The following is a 15,419-nucleotide window of genomic DNA, read 5'->3' as shown; positions in this document are numbered from 1 at the left end:
CGGCATGGCGGGAGCTGCCTGGCAAAAGCAGGCGGGCTGGCGCTTTGACTGACCATCCGCCCGCTTGGTTTACAGCAGGGTACGGCCGGTGATGGCCTGCAGTTCGGCCAGGGGCGAACGTGCCGGGTCAGCCATGTCCGGTGCCGGCAGCCAGAAGGTCTGCTCCAGCATGAACTGGCCGGACATCACGGCATGCGAGGCATGGTCAGAGAAACACACCCAGCCGCAGCCGGGCGGAAACGGCATGGTTTCCTGCGGGCAGGTGCGCTGGTAGTCCATGTCGGCCTTCATCGCATCATGCAGGTGCAGCATCAGGTGGTCGTAGGCACTGCGCTTGCGCTTGGTAATCTTCAGCGCCGCCATCAGCGCGGCCGAGCCTGGCCACTGGCGGGGAATGCGCGGCAACATGCGCCGTGCCATGTCGGCAAACGGCTCACCCACGCGCCACACGCGCGGTTCGCCATTCGGGTTGGCATTGTAGAACACGCGCAGAATGCGCTCGCCATAGGTGGGCCGCGACGGGAAGGCATCGACATGCAGGCGGCTGTCATCCTTGCGCCAGGAGGTTTGGCGGTCTTCCACCCGCAGCAGCCGCAGGCTGGTGGGCGCGGCGCGCAGCTTGCCACGGTATTCCGGCAGCAACTGCTCGACCAGGGCAAAGGCACAGCTGCGATAGCGGCTGATCAGCGCCCGTACCGCTGCTTCATTGGCCGGATCGGCCACGCCGTGCAGCTTGCCATCCGCTTGCGGATCCAGGCTGATGTTCTTGCGCTTGGGGTCGGCTATCTGCGGATTGAGCAAGGCCAGCTCGGTCGGCTGGATGGCAAAATCCAGCTGCGGCAAAAACAGTACCTTGCCGCTTTCCAGTGCGGCGACTTGTGAGTGCTGCGGCATGCCCGCTAGCTGTAGTATCTGGCTACTCATGTCTCAACGGCTTTCTGTTGGGTTCTGCTGGCAACGGCGTCTATCAGACAGAAAACATGCCGGTTGCCATGGGCGACAAAGCAGCAGGTTACGCCAATCAGCGCCCCAGGTCACATCCCGCCGGCATGCGGCGGACAAGCTGCTGATTCCCAAGCAAAAGCCTCCGTCAGACTAAGCCCTACTTGCAGCACGACAATTCACCATAAAAAACAACTGTTTATAGTGATAAAACCCAAAAAGTGCGGCATAATGCCGGGTTGCTCGCACACCAGCGCCACTACCGCATTCCATCAGCATGACGACACTAGCAGCCGCCGCAAAACCGATCACCTCTTACCGCAAGTACTGGGCCAGCCGCTTTGGCAACGCGCCCTTCCTGCCGATGAGCCGCGCCGAAATGGACGAGCTGGGCTGGGATTCCTGCGACATCATCCTGATTTCCGGCGACTGCTATATCGATCACCCCAGCTTCGGCATGGCCCTGGTGGGCCGTCTGCTGGAAGCGCAGGGCTTCCGCGTCGGCATCATTGCCCAGCCGGACTGGCAATCGGCCGAACCCTTCCGTGCGCTGGGCAAGCCCAATCTGTTTTTTGGCGTCACCGCCGGCAATATGGACTCGATGATCAACCGTTATACGGCTGACCGTCGTCCGCGCTCCGACGACGCCTACACCCCGCATGCCGAACCGAACAAGCGCCCGGACCGTGCCGTTACCGTCTACGCCCAGCGCTGCCGCGAAGCCTACCCTGGCGTGGGGGTGATGATCGGCTCCATCGAGGCCAGCCTGCGCCGCATCGCCCACTTCGACTACTGGAGCGACAAGGTGCGCCAGTCGGTGCTGATTACCTCCAAGGCCGACATCCTGCTGTACGGCAATGCCGAGCGGGCGCTGGTGGAAATTGCCCATCGCGCGGCCAAGGGCGAAAAACTCAGTGAAATGCGCGACGTGCGCGGCACGGCATTTGTGGTGCAGCAAGGCTGGCGGCCTGATGATGAGTGGCAGGAAATGGACTCCAGCGTGGTGGACCTGCCCGGCCATGTCGATCCGCACCTGAATCCCTACGAGGAGATTCCGGAGCAGGCTGCGAAAGCGACTGCAGGTATCGACCCGTCTGCGCCGCAGGTCATCCGCATCGAATCGCGCGAAGAGCGCCTGGCCAAACGCCGCGCCCAACGTGCCAAGACCGTCATCCGCATCCCGGCTTATGAAGCCGTGGCACATGATCCGGTGCTGTATGCCCACGCCAGCCGCACCCTGCATCTGGAATCCAACCCCGGCAACGCCCGCGCGCTGGTACAGCTGCACGGCAGCCGCGATGTGTGGCTCAATCCCCCGCCGATTCCACTTTCCACCGAGGAAATGGATCACGTCTACGGCCTGCCCTACGCCCGCAATCCGCACCCGTCCTACGGCGATGCCAAAATTCCGGCGTGGGAGATGATCAAGTATTCGGTCAACATCATGCGCGGCTGTTTTGGTGGCTGTACCTTCTGCTCGATTACCGAGCACGAGGGCCGCATTATCCAGAGCCGCTCGGAAGAATCCATCCTGCACGAGATCGAGGAAATCCGCGACAAGACCCCGGGCTTTACCGGCCACATCTCCGATCTGGGTGGCCCGACCGCCAATATGTACCGCCTGTCGTGCAAGGACCCGAATATCGAGCGCTCCTGTCGCAAGCTGTCCTGTGTGTTCCCGGACATCTGCGAAAACCTGAATACCGACCACAGCCATCTGATTCAGCTGTACCGCAAGGCACGTGCCCTGCCCGGCGTGAAAAAGATCAACATCCAGTCCGGCCTGCGTTACGACCTGGCGGTGCGCTCGCCCGAGTACATCAAGGAACTGGTGCAGCACCATGTGGGCGGCTACCTGAAAATTGCCCCGGAACACACCGAAGACGGCCCGCTGTCCAAGATGATGAAGCCGGGCATGGGCGCTTACGACAAGTTCAAAGAATTGTTCGAACGCTTCAGCCGCCAGGCTGGCAAAGAGCAGTATCTGATCCCCTACTTCATTGCCGCCCACCCTGGCACCAGCGATGAGGACATGATGAATCTGGCGCTGTGGCTGAAGAAGAACAACTTCCGCTTGGATCAGGTACAAACCTTCACCCCGACACCGATGGCCATGGCCACCACCATGTGGCATACCCGGCGCAATCCGCTCAAGCGCCTGTCGCGCAGCTCGGAAAAGGTGGACGTGGTGCGCGATGGCTACCGCCGCAAGCTGCACAAGGCCTTCCTGCGCTACCACCACCCGGACAACTGGCAGATCATTCACGACGCGCTGATCAATATGGGCCGCAGCGACCTGATCGGCCACAGCAAGCACTGCCTGATCCCGCCCACCCCGCCGGGTGACAAATCAGCCGCCATCCGCCACCGCCTGGGTGCGCCGGCCGCACGCCAAAGCAGTGGCAAACCGGGCCAGCCGCGCACGGGCAGTGGCAAAGCCAGCACACCGCAGGCCAAGCCCTTCGGCGGCCGCCCGCAAGCCACTGGTCGCCCCGGAGCCAAGCCCGGCAGCAAACCGGCCGGCACCGGCACGGCGGGCAGCGGCAATAGCCGCCACAAGACCAAACGCTAAGCCAGGCGGACCGACCAAGCAACGGCATTGTCCATGACGATGCCGTTTTTCTTGGGCAAATCCGCCAGCGCCAGTTAAAGTACAGTCAGGCTTTATAAACAGGACACGCACAATGGGCGCCTCACTCAAGCTGGCCGAACTGCTGGGCTCGCTCAGTTATGCGCTGGATATCACCGAAGGCCAACCCGAGGGCCATTGCGTCCGCAGTTGCTGGATCGGCATGCATATCGGCCGCGCCATCGGCCTGGACAGCCAGTCGCAATGGGAGCTGTACTACGCCATTCTGCTGAAAGACCTGGGCTGCAGCAGCAATGCCGCCCGCATCAGCGAGCTCTATCTCACTGACGACCGGCAGTTCAAACAGGACTTCAAACGGATAGGCCAGAGCCTGCCGCAGAAGCTGGGCTTTGTGTTCAGCCATACCGGCCGCCACGCCGGCTGGGCCGACCGGCTAGCCTCCATCGTCAATATCATGCGCAACGGCAAGGAAATTGCCGACGAACTGATCCACACCCGCTGCCACCGTGGTGCCGACATCGCCCGCCAGCTGCGTTTCAACGAAAAGGTGGCGCGCGGCATCCAGTCGCTGGACGAACACTGGGATGGCTCAGGCCGGCCGCTGGGCCTGCAGGGCGAGGCCATTCCGCTCAATGCGCGCATTGCGCTATTGGCGCAGGTGATTGATGTGTTCCACATCACCAGCGGCCGCGATGGTGCACTGGCGGAAATCAGCAGCCGAGCCGGCGGCTGGTTCGACCCGCAGCTGGTCGCCTGCTTTGCCAGCGTAGCCCGCGACGACGCCTTCTGGCAGGTGCTGGAATCCGATGCAGTGGATCAGGCGGTACTGGCACTGGAACCAGCCCAGCATCACGTCGAGGTGGATGAAGACTATCTGGATGAGATCGCCGAAGGCTTTGGTCAGGTGGTCGACTCGAAAAGTCCCTTCACGGCCGGTCACAGCCAGCGCGTAGGCCATTACGCCGACCGTATTGCCGCCACGCTGGGCATGGACGATGCCCGCCGCCGCTGGCTGAAACGCGGTGCCTTGCTGCACGACGTGGGCAAGCTGGGCGTCAGCAACAGCATTCTGGACAAGCCAGGCAAACTGGACGCCGAGGAATGGGCCGCAGTACAACAGCATGCCGCTTATACCCACGCCATTCTGGGACGGATGGACATCTTTGCCGAACTGGCCGAGGTGGCTTCAGCCCATCACGAACGGCTGGACGGCAAGGGCTATCCGCGCGGCCTGGCTGCCAATGCCATTACCCTGGAAACCCGCATCATCACCACCGCCGACATTTTCGATGCCATCAATGCCGAGCGCCCCTACCATCCGGCCACGCCGGTGGACAAAACGCTGGACATCATGCGGCAGAACCTGCACAGCGCCATCGACCCGCACTGCTTCGAGGCGCTAAGCCAGGTCTTGCGTGCAGAAGGACAGCTGGACTAGGGCCTGTTAACGCTATTTTTTTCACGGCGGCGGATGTTGAGGGGATGCAATGCGCGAAAAACTGCGCGCCGCAGGGCATTCCCTGCCAGCGCGGTTTGACAAGGCAGTGCGCCGCTCAACATCCGCCCCGCAGGGCAGGCCCGACCAGCTTGCCACTGCTGCGTTGTCGGATTTGCGCTTGGGGCCACCAAGCGCTGCACCCTCCACCTTGCATTGACAACCTTTCAGGGCCTGCGCCGCAGAAAACATCGTGTTAACAGGCCCTAACCCCACACCACGCCACTGGTCAGCAGCTGCTCGGCACGCAGCAGTGCTGCGGCCAGATCCGGCTGCAGATTGTCGCTACCCAGGTCATCAGCCAGCCGCGAACCCTTGAGCATGGCCAGCACTTCATCCGCCGCGCCACATAGAATCAGCGTCTTGCCCTGCGCCCTGAGCTTGTCGTTCAGACTGTCCAGTGCCAGTAGACCGGTGGTGTCCAGCAGCACCAGCCGGTGCAATTGCAGAATGATGACCCGCGCCTGCTCGGCCTGCTGGTGGATGATTTCCACGCTGTCCGCCGCGCCAAAGAACAGGGCCCCTTCAACACGAAAGGCCGCACAGCCATCCGGCACATGCTTGCCGGCAATGGTGTGGCGCTCGAACAGCTGGGCGTATTCCGGCAACAGCCGGTTAACCGAAGTATGGCTGGCCATGCTGCGAATGAAGAACACCGCCGCCATCAGCAGGCCGATCTGCACCGCCACCGTCAGGTCGAACACCACGGTCAGTACAAAGGTAACCACCAGCACAGCCGTGTCGCGCTTGGGGAACTGGAAAGCCTTGCGGATATCCCAGTCGCCCATTTTCAGCGCCACTGAAATCAGGATGGCCGCCAGCACCGCCAGCGGGATGCTGGCGGCCAAGGGCGCGGCCACCAGCAGAATCAGCAACAGCAACAGCGCATGCACCATGGCGGCCACCGGCGTTTTACCGCCATTGCTGATATTGGTGGCGGTGCGCGCCACCGCCCCGGTGGCCGGAATGCCACCAAAGAAAGGCGCCACCATATTGGCGATGCCCTGGCCAATCAGCTCCTGATTGGAATCGTGCTTGTCCGCCGTCATGCTATCGGCCACCACCGCGCACAGCAGCGATTCGATGGCACCCAGCAGGGCAATGGTAAAAGCCGGAGCCAACAGGTCGGACAGATGGGTCGGGTCCAGATCCAGCCCGCCAAAACTGGGTAGCCCCTGCGGGATGCCGCCAAACTTGCTGCCCAGCGTCGCCACCGGCAGCCCGAATAGCGCGGTGATCAGAGTCGCCAGCACCAGTGCCACAAAAGGTGCCGGCAATACGCGGTTAAGCCGCTTCGGCCAGAACAGGATAAGCAGCAGACTGGCCGCTGACAGCAGCAAGGTGGGCCAGTGGAAATTGCCCAGTTGCTCACGCAACACCTGCATCACCGCAAAGAAACCGGCCGGCATTTTATCCACCGGCAGGCCAAAGAAATCCTTCAATTGGGTCAGGAAAATCAGCACGGCGATGCCATTGGTAAAGCCGGTAATCAGCGGTAGCGGGAAAAAGCGGATCACCTGCCCCAGCCGGAATAGCCCCATCAACACCAGCATCACCCCCGACATGAAGGTGCAGATCAGCAGATTGGCCACTCCATACTTGGCCACGATGCCATAGATGATCACGATGAAGGCCCCGGTCGGCCCGGTCACCGACAGACGGCTGCCGCCCAGCGCCGCCGCCAGGAAACCGGCAATCACGGCGGTAAAGATGCCGGCCTGCGGCGTCACTCCGCTGGCCATGGCAAAGGCCATCGCCAGTGGCAATGCGACAATGCCCACGGTGAGACCCGCCATGACGTCATCGCGCAGCAGATTGCGATTGTAGTGTTGCAGGGTATCGAGGACGCGGGGACGGAAACCCAGACTGAACATGGCGACAGCTTTCTATTGTTGTGAATGGCCGGCAGGCTCTGGCACACCGGCAGCAGGGTTATCTTGTCATCATCGACGCCAGCGCCTTGCCACGCAAGGGATGCACGACTTCATGTCGCATTCCGGCTGCGGCGCGGGCCATGGCGGAGGCATATCGACACCCTAATTCAACAGGCGTAGGATGATTTCATGACCACTTCAGCATGAGGGAAAACCATGACACAAGACAAAAATACCGACCCCACCACCCCCGCTGTCAACCCGGAAGCTCCCGCTGCCGCCCCCGCAGCCGCTGCCAGCAACACCCCGGCCCGCAAACCCGCTCGTAGCGGCAGCAGCCGTCAAAGCAATGTCAAACGCGTACATCAGGAATCGATCAAGGCCATCGAAACCATCAGCCAGGAGCCGGTCGCCCTGCAAGTAGCCGAAGCACCGCACGGCACCAGCGAAGACAGCACCACGGCCGAACTGCCTGCCAGCTACCCCTACCGCACCCGCCTGCGGCGCACCGAATACGAAAAAATCAAGCTTGAGCTCCAGATCGAGCTGCTGAAAGTGCAGAACTGGGTAAAAGAAACCGGGCAGAAAATCGTCATCCTGTTTGAAGGCCGCGATGCAGCCGGCAAGGGTGGCACCATCAAGCGCTATATGGAACACCTCAACCCGCGCGGTGCCCGCGTGGTAGCCCTGGAGAAGCCGTCCGAGCGCGAACGCACCCAGTGGTATTTCCAGCGTTATATCGAACATCTGCCGGCTTCCGGCGAAATCGTGTTCTTCGACCGCTCCTGGTATAACCGCGCTGGCGTCGAACGCGTCATGGGCTTTTGCAATCCGGATGAATATCTGGAATTCATGCGCCAGACCCCGCAGCTGGAGCGCATGCTGGTCAACAGCGGCATCCATCTGTTCAAGTTCTGGTTCTCGGTCAGCCGCGAAGAACAGCTGCGCCGCTTCATCTCGCGCCGCGACGACCCGCTCAAGCACTGGAAGCTCTCCCCCATCGACATTCAGTCGCTGGACAAGTGGGACGACTACACCGCCGCCAAACAGGCGATGTTCTTCCATACCAATACCGGCGATGCACCGTGGGTGGTGGTGAAGTCTGACGACAAGAAGCGCGCCCGCCTCAATTGCATCCGCCACTTCCTGGCCAGCCTGGACTATCCCGACAAAGACCCACGCGTGGCACACAATGCCGACCCGCTGATTGTCGGCGCACCCAAGCACATGCAGAACGAAGACGAAGACAAGCTGATGCGCTTCGGCGTCTGAGTCCCCGGGCAGAAGCAGCGGCCAGCATGCTGGCCGACTGGTGGAGCCGGTCGCATCCACGGCCGGCTGCTGTGCTAGAATTCGGCATTGTTCCTGCCGATAGCACCCGATACGCCCATGAAAAAACTGCTCTCCAGCCTCGCTCTATGTGCGCTGCCGCTGCTGGCGCAAGCCGCACCGGTCGTGGAAATGACCACCAACAAAGGCGTGATCGAAATCACCCTGGATTCGGCCAAAGCACCCAAGACAGTGGCCAACTTCGTGAGTTATGCCAAAGCCGGTTTCTATAACGGCACGGTATTTCACCGCATCATCGACGGTTTCATGATCCAGGGCGGCGGCTTTGACGGCAAACTGGAACAGAAGAAAACCAACGCACCCATTCCGAATGAAGCTGCCAACGGCCTGAAAAACACCATCGGCAGCATTGCCATGGCCCGCACCGCCGATCCGAACTCGGCGACCGCACAGTTTTTCATCAATGTGGCCAACAACGAATTCCTTGATTACAAGAACCCGACACCGCAAGGCATCGGCTATGCCGTGTTCGGCAAGGTAAGCAAGGGAATGGACGTGGTCAATCGCATTGCCAAGACCCACACCGGCAACATGAAAGGCATGGACGACGTGCCGTTCGAGCCCATCGTGATTCAGAAGGTGGTAGTCAAACCCTGACCCGCCACCAGTCGGTCCGGCAGGTCCGGACCGCACACCACCACATCAGCAAGCATTCGCTTCAGACACAAGGATGACCCTCATGATCAAACTGACCACCAATTTTGGCGAAATCGTGCTGGAACTGTTCAGCGACAAGGCTCCGGTTACCGCAGCCAACTTTGAAGAATACGTAAAGAGCGGTCACTACGATGGCACCATCTTTCATCGCGTCATCAACGGTTTCATGATTCAGGGCGGCGGTTTTGATGCCGACATGAAGCAGAAAGACACCCGCGATCCGATCAAGAACGAAGCCAACAACGGTATCTCCAACAAGACCTACACCGTTGCCATGGCCCGTACCATGGACCCGCACTCCGCTTCGGCACAGTTCTTCATCAACGTGTCCGACAACGACTTCCTCGACTTCAAGTCCGAAACCACCCAGGGTTGGGGCTATGCAGTCTTTGGTCAGGTAGTGGAAGGCAAGGACGTGGTTGACCGTATCAAGACCGTACGCACCGGTCGCAGCGGTGGCCATCAGGACGTACCGGCAGAAGCCGTCGTGCTGGAAAAAGCCGAGATCATCTGATCCGCCGGTCCGGCTCCAGGGCCGGGCTTTGCCACACCAGCCAGCAGCCGTCAGGCAGCTGGCTTTGCTTTACCCACCTGCCCTTCATTTGCCGCTGCCGACCTACTATGAGCCATCACTTCATCTCCGACCTGCACCTGAGCGAAGACTGCCCTGTACTGTGTCAGCTGTTTGTAGAGTCCTTGCAGCAATGGCAAGGACAGATCGACAGCCTGTTCATTCTGGGTGACCTGTTCGAATACTGGGTGGGCGATGATGATGACAGCGCGTTCTTGCAGCCATTACTGGCGGCGATGAAGCAGTTCTCGCAGCGCACTTCGCTGTATGTGATGCGCGGCAATCGCGACTTCCTGCTGGGTGATGGTTTTAGCCAGCGATCCGGTGCCGTACTGCTTGAAGATCCTTACTTGCTGGAAGCCTTCGGCCAGCGCTACCTGCTCAGCCATGGCGATGCCCTGTGCACGGCCGATACCGCCTATCAGCAATTCCGCGCCATGAGCCGCAATCCGGCCTGGCAAGCCGCCATGCTGGCCAGGCCGCTGGCCGAGCGCCACGCCATCGCCGCACAGGCCCGCATGCAGAGTGAAGCAGCCAAGCAGCAACAAGGCCTGAGCGCTATTACCGACGTAACCGACAGCGCCGTGCTGGAACTGCTGACACAGCATGACTGGCCCACGCTGATTCACGGCCATACCCACCGCCCGGCCACCCACACGCACCAGCAAGGCAGCCACCAGGCCGAACGCTGGGTCATCCGCGACTGGCACGGTGCCCAGGGTGGCTATCTGCGCCTGGATGCGTCCGGTCTCACGGCACTGCCGCTGGGCTAAGGCCCCACCAGCAACACGCTGCAAGCATTGCTGCAACAAGCCTCACCCACCCAGCATTTCCCTCAAGTTCACATCATCTCCAAGGGTAAACCCGCAAGGGCAAGCCCTAAATGACGATTGGCGGCGCAATCACTACAGTTGCGCCATCCGCCACCAGCACAAAAACAGGCGGAACGCTCGATAACGGGTCCGTCACACGACGCGCAGCCCGATCAACGCCAACAATCATTGGAGAGAATCATTATGTGGTCCCACGTCTACGACCCACTGGGCAACCCGTGGCTGTCTACGCTGTGCGCAGCGTTGCCGATCATCGTGCTGCTGGGCGCGCTCGGCATTTTCCATATCAAGGCACACATTGCTGCCGTAATGGGCTTGATCACCTCGCTCGTCGTCGCCATCGGCATCTTCGGCATGCCGGGCAGCATGGCGCTTAGCGCCACCCTGATGGGCGCTGCCAATGGCCTGCTGCCGATTGGCTGGATCATTCTCAACGTGATCTTCCTGTACCAGCTGACCGAGCGCAAAGGCCAGTTCGCCATCCTGCGCGAGAGCATTACCGGCGTCACGCAAGACCGTCGCCTGCAACTGCTGCTGATTGCCTTCTGCTTTGGTGCCTTCTTCGAAGGTGCCGGCGGCTTCGGTACCCCGGTTGCAGTCACCGGTGCCATGCTAATCGGCTTGGGCTTCTCGCCGCTGGCCGCATCCGGTCTGTCGCTGATCGCCAATACCGCTCCGGTCGCCTATGGCGCGCTGGGTACGCCGATCACCACCCTGGCCAAGGTAACGGGCATCGACGTGATGCTGATTTCGTCCATGGTCGGTCGCCAGATGACCATCTTCGCCATCATCGTGCCGTTCTGGCTGCTGATTGCCTTCTGCGGCTGGAAAAACACCATGCGCATCTGGCCTGCCGTACTGGTGGCCGGTCTGTCTTTCGCCATTCCGCAACTGCTTGTGTCCAACCTCATGGGCCCGGAACTGGTAGCCGTGATTGCCTCGGTCTGCTCCATCGCAGCACTGGTGTTCTTCCTCAAGGTATGGCACCCGAAAGAGGTTTACACCTCCACCGCTGGCACCATGGCTGGTGCTGCGGCAGAAGCCGCCGGCAACACCGGTCTGCAACCCAAACATGGCTACAGCACCAGCGATGTGATCCGCGCCTGGCTGCCCTGGCTCATCCTGTCGGTACTGGTGTTCGCCTGGGGCTCGCCTAGCGTGAAAAAGCTGCTGGACTCCATTTTCACCCTGGAAATCCAGTGGCCCGGCCTGCACAACCTGGTGCAGAAAATGCCGCCGGTAGTTGCGACACCGCATCTTGAAGCCGCCATCTACAAGCTGAACCTGCTGTCCACCACTGGCACCGGCATTCTGGTAGCCGGCATCCTGTCCGGCCTGATCATGGGCTACCGCCCGAGCGAACTGGTGAAGGTATATGGCCAGACTTTCTGGTCGCTGCGCTACTCGCTGATCACCATCGTGGCCATGCTGGCACTGGGCTACCTCACCCGCTACTCCGGCGTGGACATCACCCTGGGCCTAGCGTTCTCGCACACCGGCGTGCTCTACCCCTTCTTCGGCACCTTGCTGGGCTGGCTGGGCGTTGCACTGACTGGCTCGGACACTGCGGCCAACGTACTGTTTGGCGGCCTGCAAAAAGCTTCTGCCAACCAGCTGGGCCTGTCGCCGGTGCTGATGACCTCCGCCAACTCGGCTGGTGGTGTGATGGGCAAGATGATCGACGCCCAATCCATCGTGGTAGCCTCCACCGCAACCCAGTACTACGGCAAGGAAGGCGTGATCCTGCGCTATGTATTCTTCCATTCGCTGGCACTGGCTTGCCTGGTCGGTCTGGTGGTAACGGCCATGGCCTACCTGCCGCCGTTCACCTTGTTGGTACTGCACTAAACGCATGTGTAAGCATTGAAAAAAGCTCCCGTTCGGGAGCTTTTTTCTTTTCTGCCAGAGACAATGCTCTATCGGTCAACTTGAACAGCTGACACTGATTTCCTGCGCCCAGGCCGGGGGCTCTCCGGCGAAAGCCTGGTATTGCGGCTGCTCGTCAAAGGGATGGCTCAGGCAATCATGCAGGCTGGCAATCAGGGAGAAATCCCCCTGTTGCGCGGCTTGTATCGCCTGCTCTGCCAGGTAGTTACGCAGGATGTATTTGGGATTAACGGCAAGCATGGCCAGCTTGCGCTCTGCCGTGGACCTTGTTTCCAGCTGCATACGCGTAGCGTAACGTGCAGCCCAGTCATCAAACAGACTGCGATCCACAAACAAATCCCGCAAAGCGTGGTTGTCGCCCGCAATCTCAAAGTCCGCCAGCCTGCGGAAAAACAGGGTGTAATCCGTATGGTGCGCATGCATGGCCAGCAGCAGTGCTTCGATCAAGGCCTCATCGTCCTCCAGCTCTAGCTCCAGACCCAACTTGTTGCGCATCAACATCAACCAGTATTGCGAGTACTGCTCCCGATAGCCGGAAAGTGCCTCCAACAATTGCTCTTCGCTTACCAGCGGCAAGAAGGCCGATGCCAGACAATGCAGGTTCCACAGACCTACTTGCGGTTGCTGGTTGTAAGCATAACGCCCGGCATGATCACTGTGGTTGCACACATGTGCGGCATTGAAACCGTCCATGAAACCAAAAGGGCCATAGTCCAGCGTCAGGCCCAGGATGGACATATTGTCGGTATTCATGACGCCATGACAGAAGCCGACAGCCTGCCAGTGAGCAATCAACTGCGCCGTCCTGGCGACAATATCGGCAAAAAGTGCCGCATAGGGCTGGTCTGCGTGGGCGCAGTGCGGAAAATGATGGCGTAGGACAAAGTCGGCCAACAGCCGGATTTCATCATGTTGTCCACGGTGGTAAAACACTTCAAAACTGCCAAAGCGGATGAAGCTTTCTGCCAGACGCGTCAACACTGCTGCGGTTTCCGGGCGTTCGCGATAAACCGGGTCGGGCGAGCCAGTCATGGCCAGGGCGCGCGTGGTGGGAATGCCCAGTCCGTGCATGGCTTCACTACACAGATATTCGCGAATGGTGGAGCGCAGCACGGCACGGCCGTCGCCCATGCGCGAGAACGGGGTCAGACCGGCCCCCTTGAGTTGCCACTCCCAACGCTGTCCTGCGGTATCAACGGTATCGCCCAACGACAAGGCACGACCATCACCAAGCTGGGGAACATACACACCGAACTGGTGACCGGCGTACAGTGCTGCAAGTGCGGGCACACCCGGGACAAACTGGTTGCCGGACAGCAAGGCAAGCCCGGCGGGCTGGGACAGCTCACTGCTTGTCACACCCAATGTCTCGCACAAGCGGGCATTGCCGGCCACAAGATAGGGTTCACTCAGCCGCTGGGACTGGATGTGCTGGTAGAAGACAGGCGGCAGCTCCAGCAAGCGTTGACCAAAGGTCAGAGAAGAAAATGGGCTCATTGCCCGATTCTAGTCGGGTGTCCGGCAGATAAACACCAGCGGATGATCAGGGTTTTTGTTGCTTCCACACCCGGCGCATATCGCGGGCGGCGTTGAGCGAGGCCGATGAAAAACTGGTAGCGGCAAAATGTCCGACCTGTCGGCTCATCTTGCTGACAGCACTGCCGGAACTCTGCCCCAGTTGCAGGGCCTGCTTCATCACGGCGTAGGAAGGGTGCTGGCCGGATTGCTCCAGCTGCCGCAGCAGGTGCTTGTGCATCTCATTGAGTGATTTTTCCGTGGCCAGCATCAGGTCGCGCTGGTTGTCCGCCTGAGCCTGCAACAGCGATACCCCACTGAGCAGGCTGCCATCGATGCGGTTTTGCACCTCGCCCTCGGCCAGGGGATAGGCTGGCAGCCAGGCGGCGGTCCAGCTCAGACAGGCATCCTGCTGGGCGTCCAGCAGGCGGCGCTGACTCAGCTCCATGGCACTCAGGTAGCGCTGAAAAACGCTGGCAAACCACTCGTAAGCCATGGATATTCCTCGTCGGTCGCTGCGGGTTAGTGTGCTACATCCGGGCTGAGCGCCCAGACACGGATCAATTCCTGCAGCAAAGCCTCCAGAATCGGATCGCCCACCCGGTCGGACGGATAGACAAACTGCAGCTCGGCCAGTTTGCGCACAGCCGGCACAACCGTCAATCGTCCGGCGGCTTCCCACTCCAGCGCCTCCTCCTCACGTGCCAGTGCCACGCCCACGCCGCAGGCCACCAGTTCCAGCACAGCGGCCAGATTGTCGCTTTCTGTCACCTTCTTCGGCGAAATATTCAGTTCGCGCCAGAGTTCGGCGGTAATTTTCGACAAACTGGAAAATTGCGACAACCCAACCCAGGGCAGGCGCCCCAGCTCCTTGGTGTTGTTCAGATCAATGCGATTTTTCCAGCCATTGGGCAGCACGATGCGGAAAGGCAGATTGGTGAGCAGCACGGTATTGACGTTGACATAGGGGTTTTTCCCCAGATAAAAGCCGGCGTCCAGCTCCTTCTTGCGCACCAGGTTGAGCACTTCGCCGGTTACTCCGTGTTGCAGCCGCAGGTCCAGCAGCGGATATTTTTCCACCAGCGCAGCCACCCACTCGCCGGCTTTCAGGGTGGCCGGCGTCAAGGTCAGCCCAATCAGCGCCTTGCCTCCGGTCTGCCCTTTCAAGCCTTTGGCGTGATTGATGATTTCACGTGCCGACGCCAGGATGGACTGTGCCTGTGGCAGCAATTCCTGCCCGGCACGCGTCATGGTGACGCCACCAGCAGTGCGTTCGAACAAGGGCATGCCCACTTCTTCTTCCAGCGCCTTGATCTGTGCCGTGACTGCCGGCTGGGATAAATGCAGCAATTCTGCTGCCTGTGTCAGATGGCCCTGCTGGGCCACGGTGACAAAGGTCCTTAACTGATAGATTTCCATGTACGACCTGTTCTCTCTGCCTGTAGCAAGGTGACTACATTTTCCTGTTTTCCGGATCTTGTCTTTGCCAACATTTTGGCGTCATTACGGTATTTACCACAAGAATTTCACGGTATTTTTGCAAAAAAAACCGCACCATCCACATGGTGAATGGAGTAAAAATACCACCGCAACCGTATGATTAATATAATTTTTTGCAATGCAACATCCGTCTGACAAATTTTATTAATCAAAAAAAGCGATTAGCAGGAGCAGCCTGTCGTCCCTTATGTTTCGAACAGCGGTC

At 60.1% G+C, this 15,419-nt stretch carries 12 protein-coding genes; 7 read left to right on the top strand and 5 right to left on the bottom strand.

Going from position 1 to position 15,419, the window contains the following annotated elements:
* Positions 1 to 69: 69 nt before the first annotated feature.
* On the bottom strand, positions 70 to 924 hold the full coding sequence (gene kdoO / locus FAZ30_RS11255) for a Kdo hydroxylase KdoO (protein ID WP_124641162.1): 855 nt from the start codon (positions 922 to 924) through the stop codon (positions 70 to 72).
* A gap of 295 nt (positions 925 to 1,219) precedes the next feature.
* Between kdoO and FAZ30_RS11250 the strand changes: the two genes are divergently transcribed.
* Both FAZ30_RS11250 and FAZ30_RS11245 read left to right on the top strand, forming a co-directional pair.
* Positions 1,220 to 3,514, top strand: coding sequence for a YgiQ family radical SAM protein (locus FAZ30_RS11250; protein WP_124641160.1), 2,295 nt, complete (start codon positions 1,220 to 1,222; stop codon positions 3,512 to 3,514).
* 112 nt (positions 3,515 to 3,626) lie between these two features.
* Entirely contained in the window at positions 3,627 to 4,970 is a 1,344-nt protein-coding gene (locus FAZ30_RS11245; RefSeq protein ID WP_137009435.1) for an HD-GYP domain-containing protein, read from the top strand.
* A gap of 263 nt (positions 4,971 to 5,233) precedes the next feature.
* On the opposite strand, the gene FAZ30_RS11240 is transcribed toward FAZ30_RS11245, so the two are convergent.
* Positions 5,234 to 6,901, bottom strand: coding sequence for a SulP family inorganic anion transporter (locus FAZ30_RS11240; RefSeq protein WP_124643509.1), 1,668 nt, complete (start codon positions 6,899 to 6,901; stop codon positions 5,234 to 5,236).
* 216 nt (positions 6,902 to 7,117) lie between these two features.
* Here FAZ30_RS11240 and ppk2 point away from each other — a divergent pair, with 216 nt between their 5' ends.
* The 5 genes from ppk2 (at position 7,118) to FAZ30_RS11215 (ending at position 12,160) form a co-directional block, all read left to right on the top strand.
* Entirely contained in the window at positions 7,118 to 8,173 is a 1,056-nt protein-coding gene (gene ppk2, locus FAZ30_RS11235) for a polyphosphate kinase 2 (protein ID WP_137009434.1), read from the top strand.
* A gap of 117 nt (positions 8,174 to 8,290) precedes the next feature.
* Complete coding sequence (locus FAZ30_RS11230) at positions 8,291 to 8,848, top strand: peptidylprolyl isomerase (RefSeq protein WP_124643511.1); 558 nt, start codon at positions 8,291 to 8,293, stop codon at positions 8,846 to 8,848.
* 82 nt (positions 8,849 to 8,930) lie between these two features.
* The gene (locus tag FAZ30_RS11225) at positions 8,931 to 9,422 is read left to right on the top strand and encodes a peptidylprolyl isomerase (RefSeq protein WP_124643512.1); all 492 of its coding nucleotides are present in this window, start codon (positions 8,931 to 8,933) and stop codon (positions 9,420 to 9,422) included.
* 107 nt (positions 9,423 to 9,529) lie between these two features.
* Positions 9,530 to 10,252 (top strand): UDP-2,3-diacylglucosamine diphosphatase, encoded by a 723-nt coding sequence (locus FAZ30_RS11220; RefSeq protein ID WP_137009433.1) that lies wholly within the window; start codon positions 9,530 to 9,532, stop codon positions 10,250 to 10,252.
* A gap of 243 nt (positions 10,253 to 10,495) precedes the next feature.
* Complete coding sequence (locus FAZ30_RS11215) at positions 10,496 to 12,160, top strand: L-lactate permease (protein ID WP_137009432.1); 1,665 nt, start codon at positions 10,496 to 10,498, stop codon at positions 12,158 to 12,160.
* A gap of 75 nt (positions 12,161 to 12,235) precedes the next feature.
* On the opposite strand, the gene FAZ30_RS11210 is transcribed toward FAZ30_RS11215, so the two are convergent.
* The 3 genes from FAZ30_RS11210 to FAZ30_RS11200 are packed head-to-tail and all read right to left on the bottom strand — an operon-like array spanning position 12,236 to position 15,133.
* Complete coding sequence (locus FAZ30_RS11210; RefSeq protein ID WP_137009431.1) at positions 12,236 to 13,696, bottom strand: protein adenylyltransferase SelO; 1,461 nt, start codon at positions 13,694 to 13,696, stop codon at positions 12,236 to 12,238.
* Positions 13,697 to 13,742: 46 nt separating this feature from the next.
* Positions 13,743 to 14,210: a hypothetical protein gene (locus FAZ30_RS11205; RefSeq protein WP_137009430.1), complete on the bottom strand. Its 468-nt coding sequence runs from the start codon at positions 14,208 to 14,210 to the stop codon at positions 13,743 to 13,745.
* A gap of 26 nt (positions 14,211 to 14,236) precedes the next feature.
* On the bottom strand, positions 14,237 to 15,133 hold the full coding sequence (locus tag FAZ30_RS11200) for a LysR family transcriptional regulator (RefSeq protein ID WP_103522885.1): 897 nt from the start codon (positions 15,131 to 15,133) through the stop codon (positions 14,237 to 14,239).
* Positions 15,134 to 15,419 lie beyond the last annotated feature (286 nt).

The organism is Aquitalea aquatilis (assembly GCF_005155025.1).
Lineage (GTDB): Bacteria > Pseudomonadota > Gammaproteobacteria > Burkholderiales > Chromobacteriaceae > Aquitalea > Aquitalea aquatilis.
Note: the sequence above shows the minus strand (reverse complement) of the source record. Positions and strands in the feature narration are given on the sequence as shown.

Coding starts and splice junctions, on each gene's coding strand:
- kdoO (WP_124641162.1), bottom strand. CDS start 924: ATGAGTAGCCAGATACTACAGCTAGCGGGCATGCCGCAGCACTCACAA.
- FAZ30_RS11250 (WP_124641160.1), top strand. CDS start 1,220: ATGACGACACTAGCAGCCGCCGCAAAACCGATCACCTCTTACCGCAAG.
- FAZ30_RS11245 (WP_137009435.1), top strand. CDS start 3,627: ATGGGCGCCTCACTCAAGCTGGCCGAACTGCTGGGCTCGCTCAGTTAT.
- FAZ30_RS11240 (WP_124643509.1), bottom strand. CDS start 6,901: ATGTTCAGTCTGGGTTTCCGTCCCCGCGTCCTCGATACCCTGCAACAC.
- ppk2 (WP_137009434.1), top strand. CDS start 7,118: ATGACACAAGACAAAAATACCGACCCCACCACCCCCGCTGTCAACCCG.
- FAZ30_RS11230 (WP_124643511.1), top strand. CDS start 8,291: ATGAAAAAACTGCTCTCCAGCCTCGCTCTATGTGCGCTGCCGCTGCTG.
- FAZ30_RS11225 (WP_124643512.1), top strand. CDS start 8,931: ATGATCAAACTGACCACCAATTTTGGCGAAATCGTGCTGGAACTGTTC.
- FAZ30_RS11220 (WP_137009433.1), top strand. CDS start 9,530: ATGAGCCATCACTTCATCTCCGACCTGCACCTGAGCGAAGACTGCCCT.
- FAZ30_RS11215 (WP_137009432.1), top strand. CDS start 10,496: ATGTGGTCCCACGTCTACGACCCACTGGGCAACCCGTGGCTGTCTACG.
- FAZ30_RS11210 (WP_137009431.1), bottom strand. CDS start 13,696: ATGAGCCCATTTTCTTCTCTGACCTTTGGTCAACGCTTGCTGGAGCTG.
- FAZ30_RS11205 (WP_137009430.1), bottom strand. CDS start 14,210: ATGGCTTACGAGTGGTTTGCCAGCGTTTTTCAGCGCTACCTGAGTGCC.
- FAZ30_RS11200 (WP_103522885.1), bottom strand. CDS start 15,133: ATGGAAATCTATCAGTTAAGGACCTTTGTCACCGTGGCCCAGCAGGGC.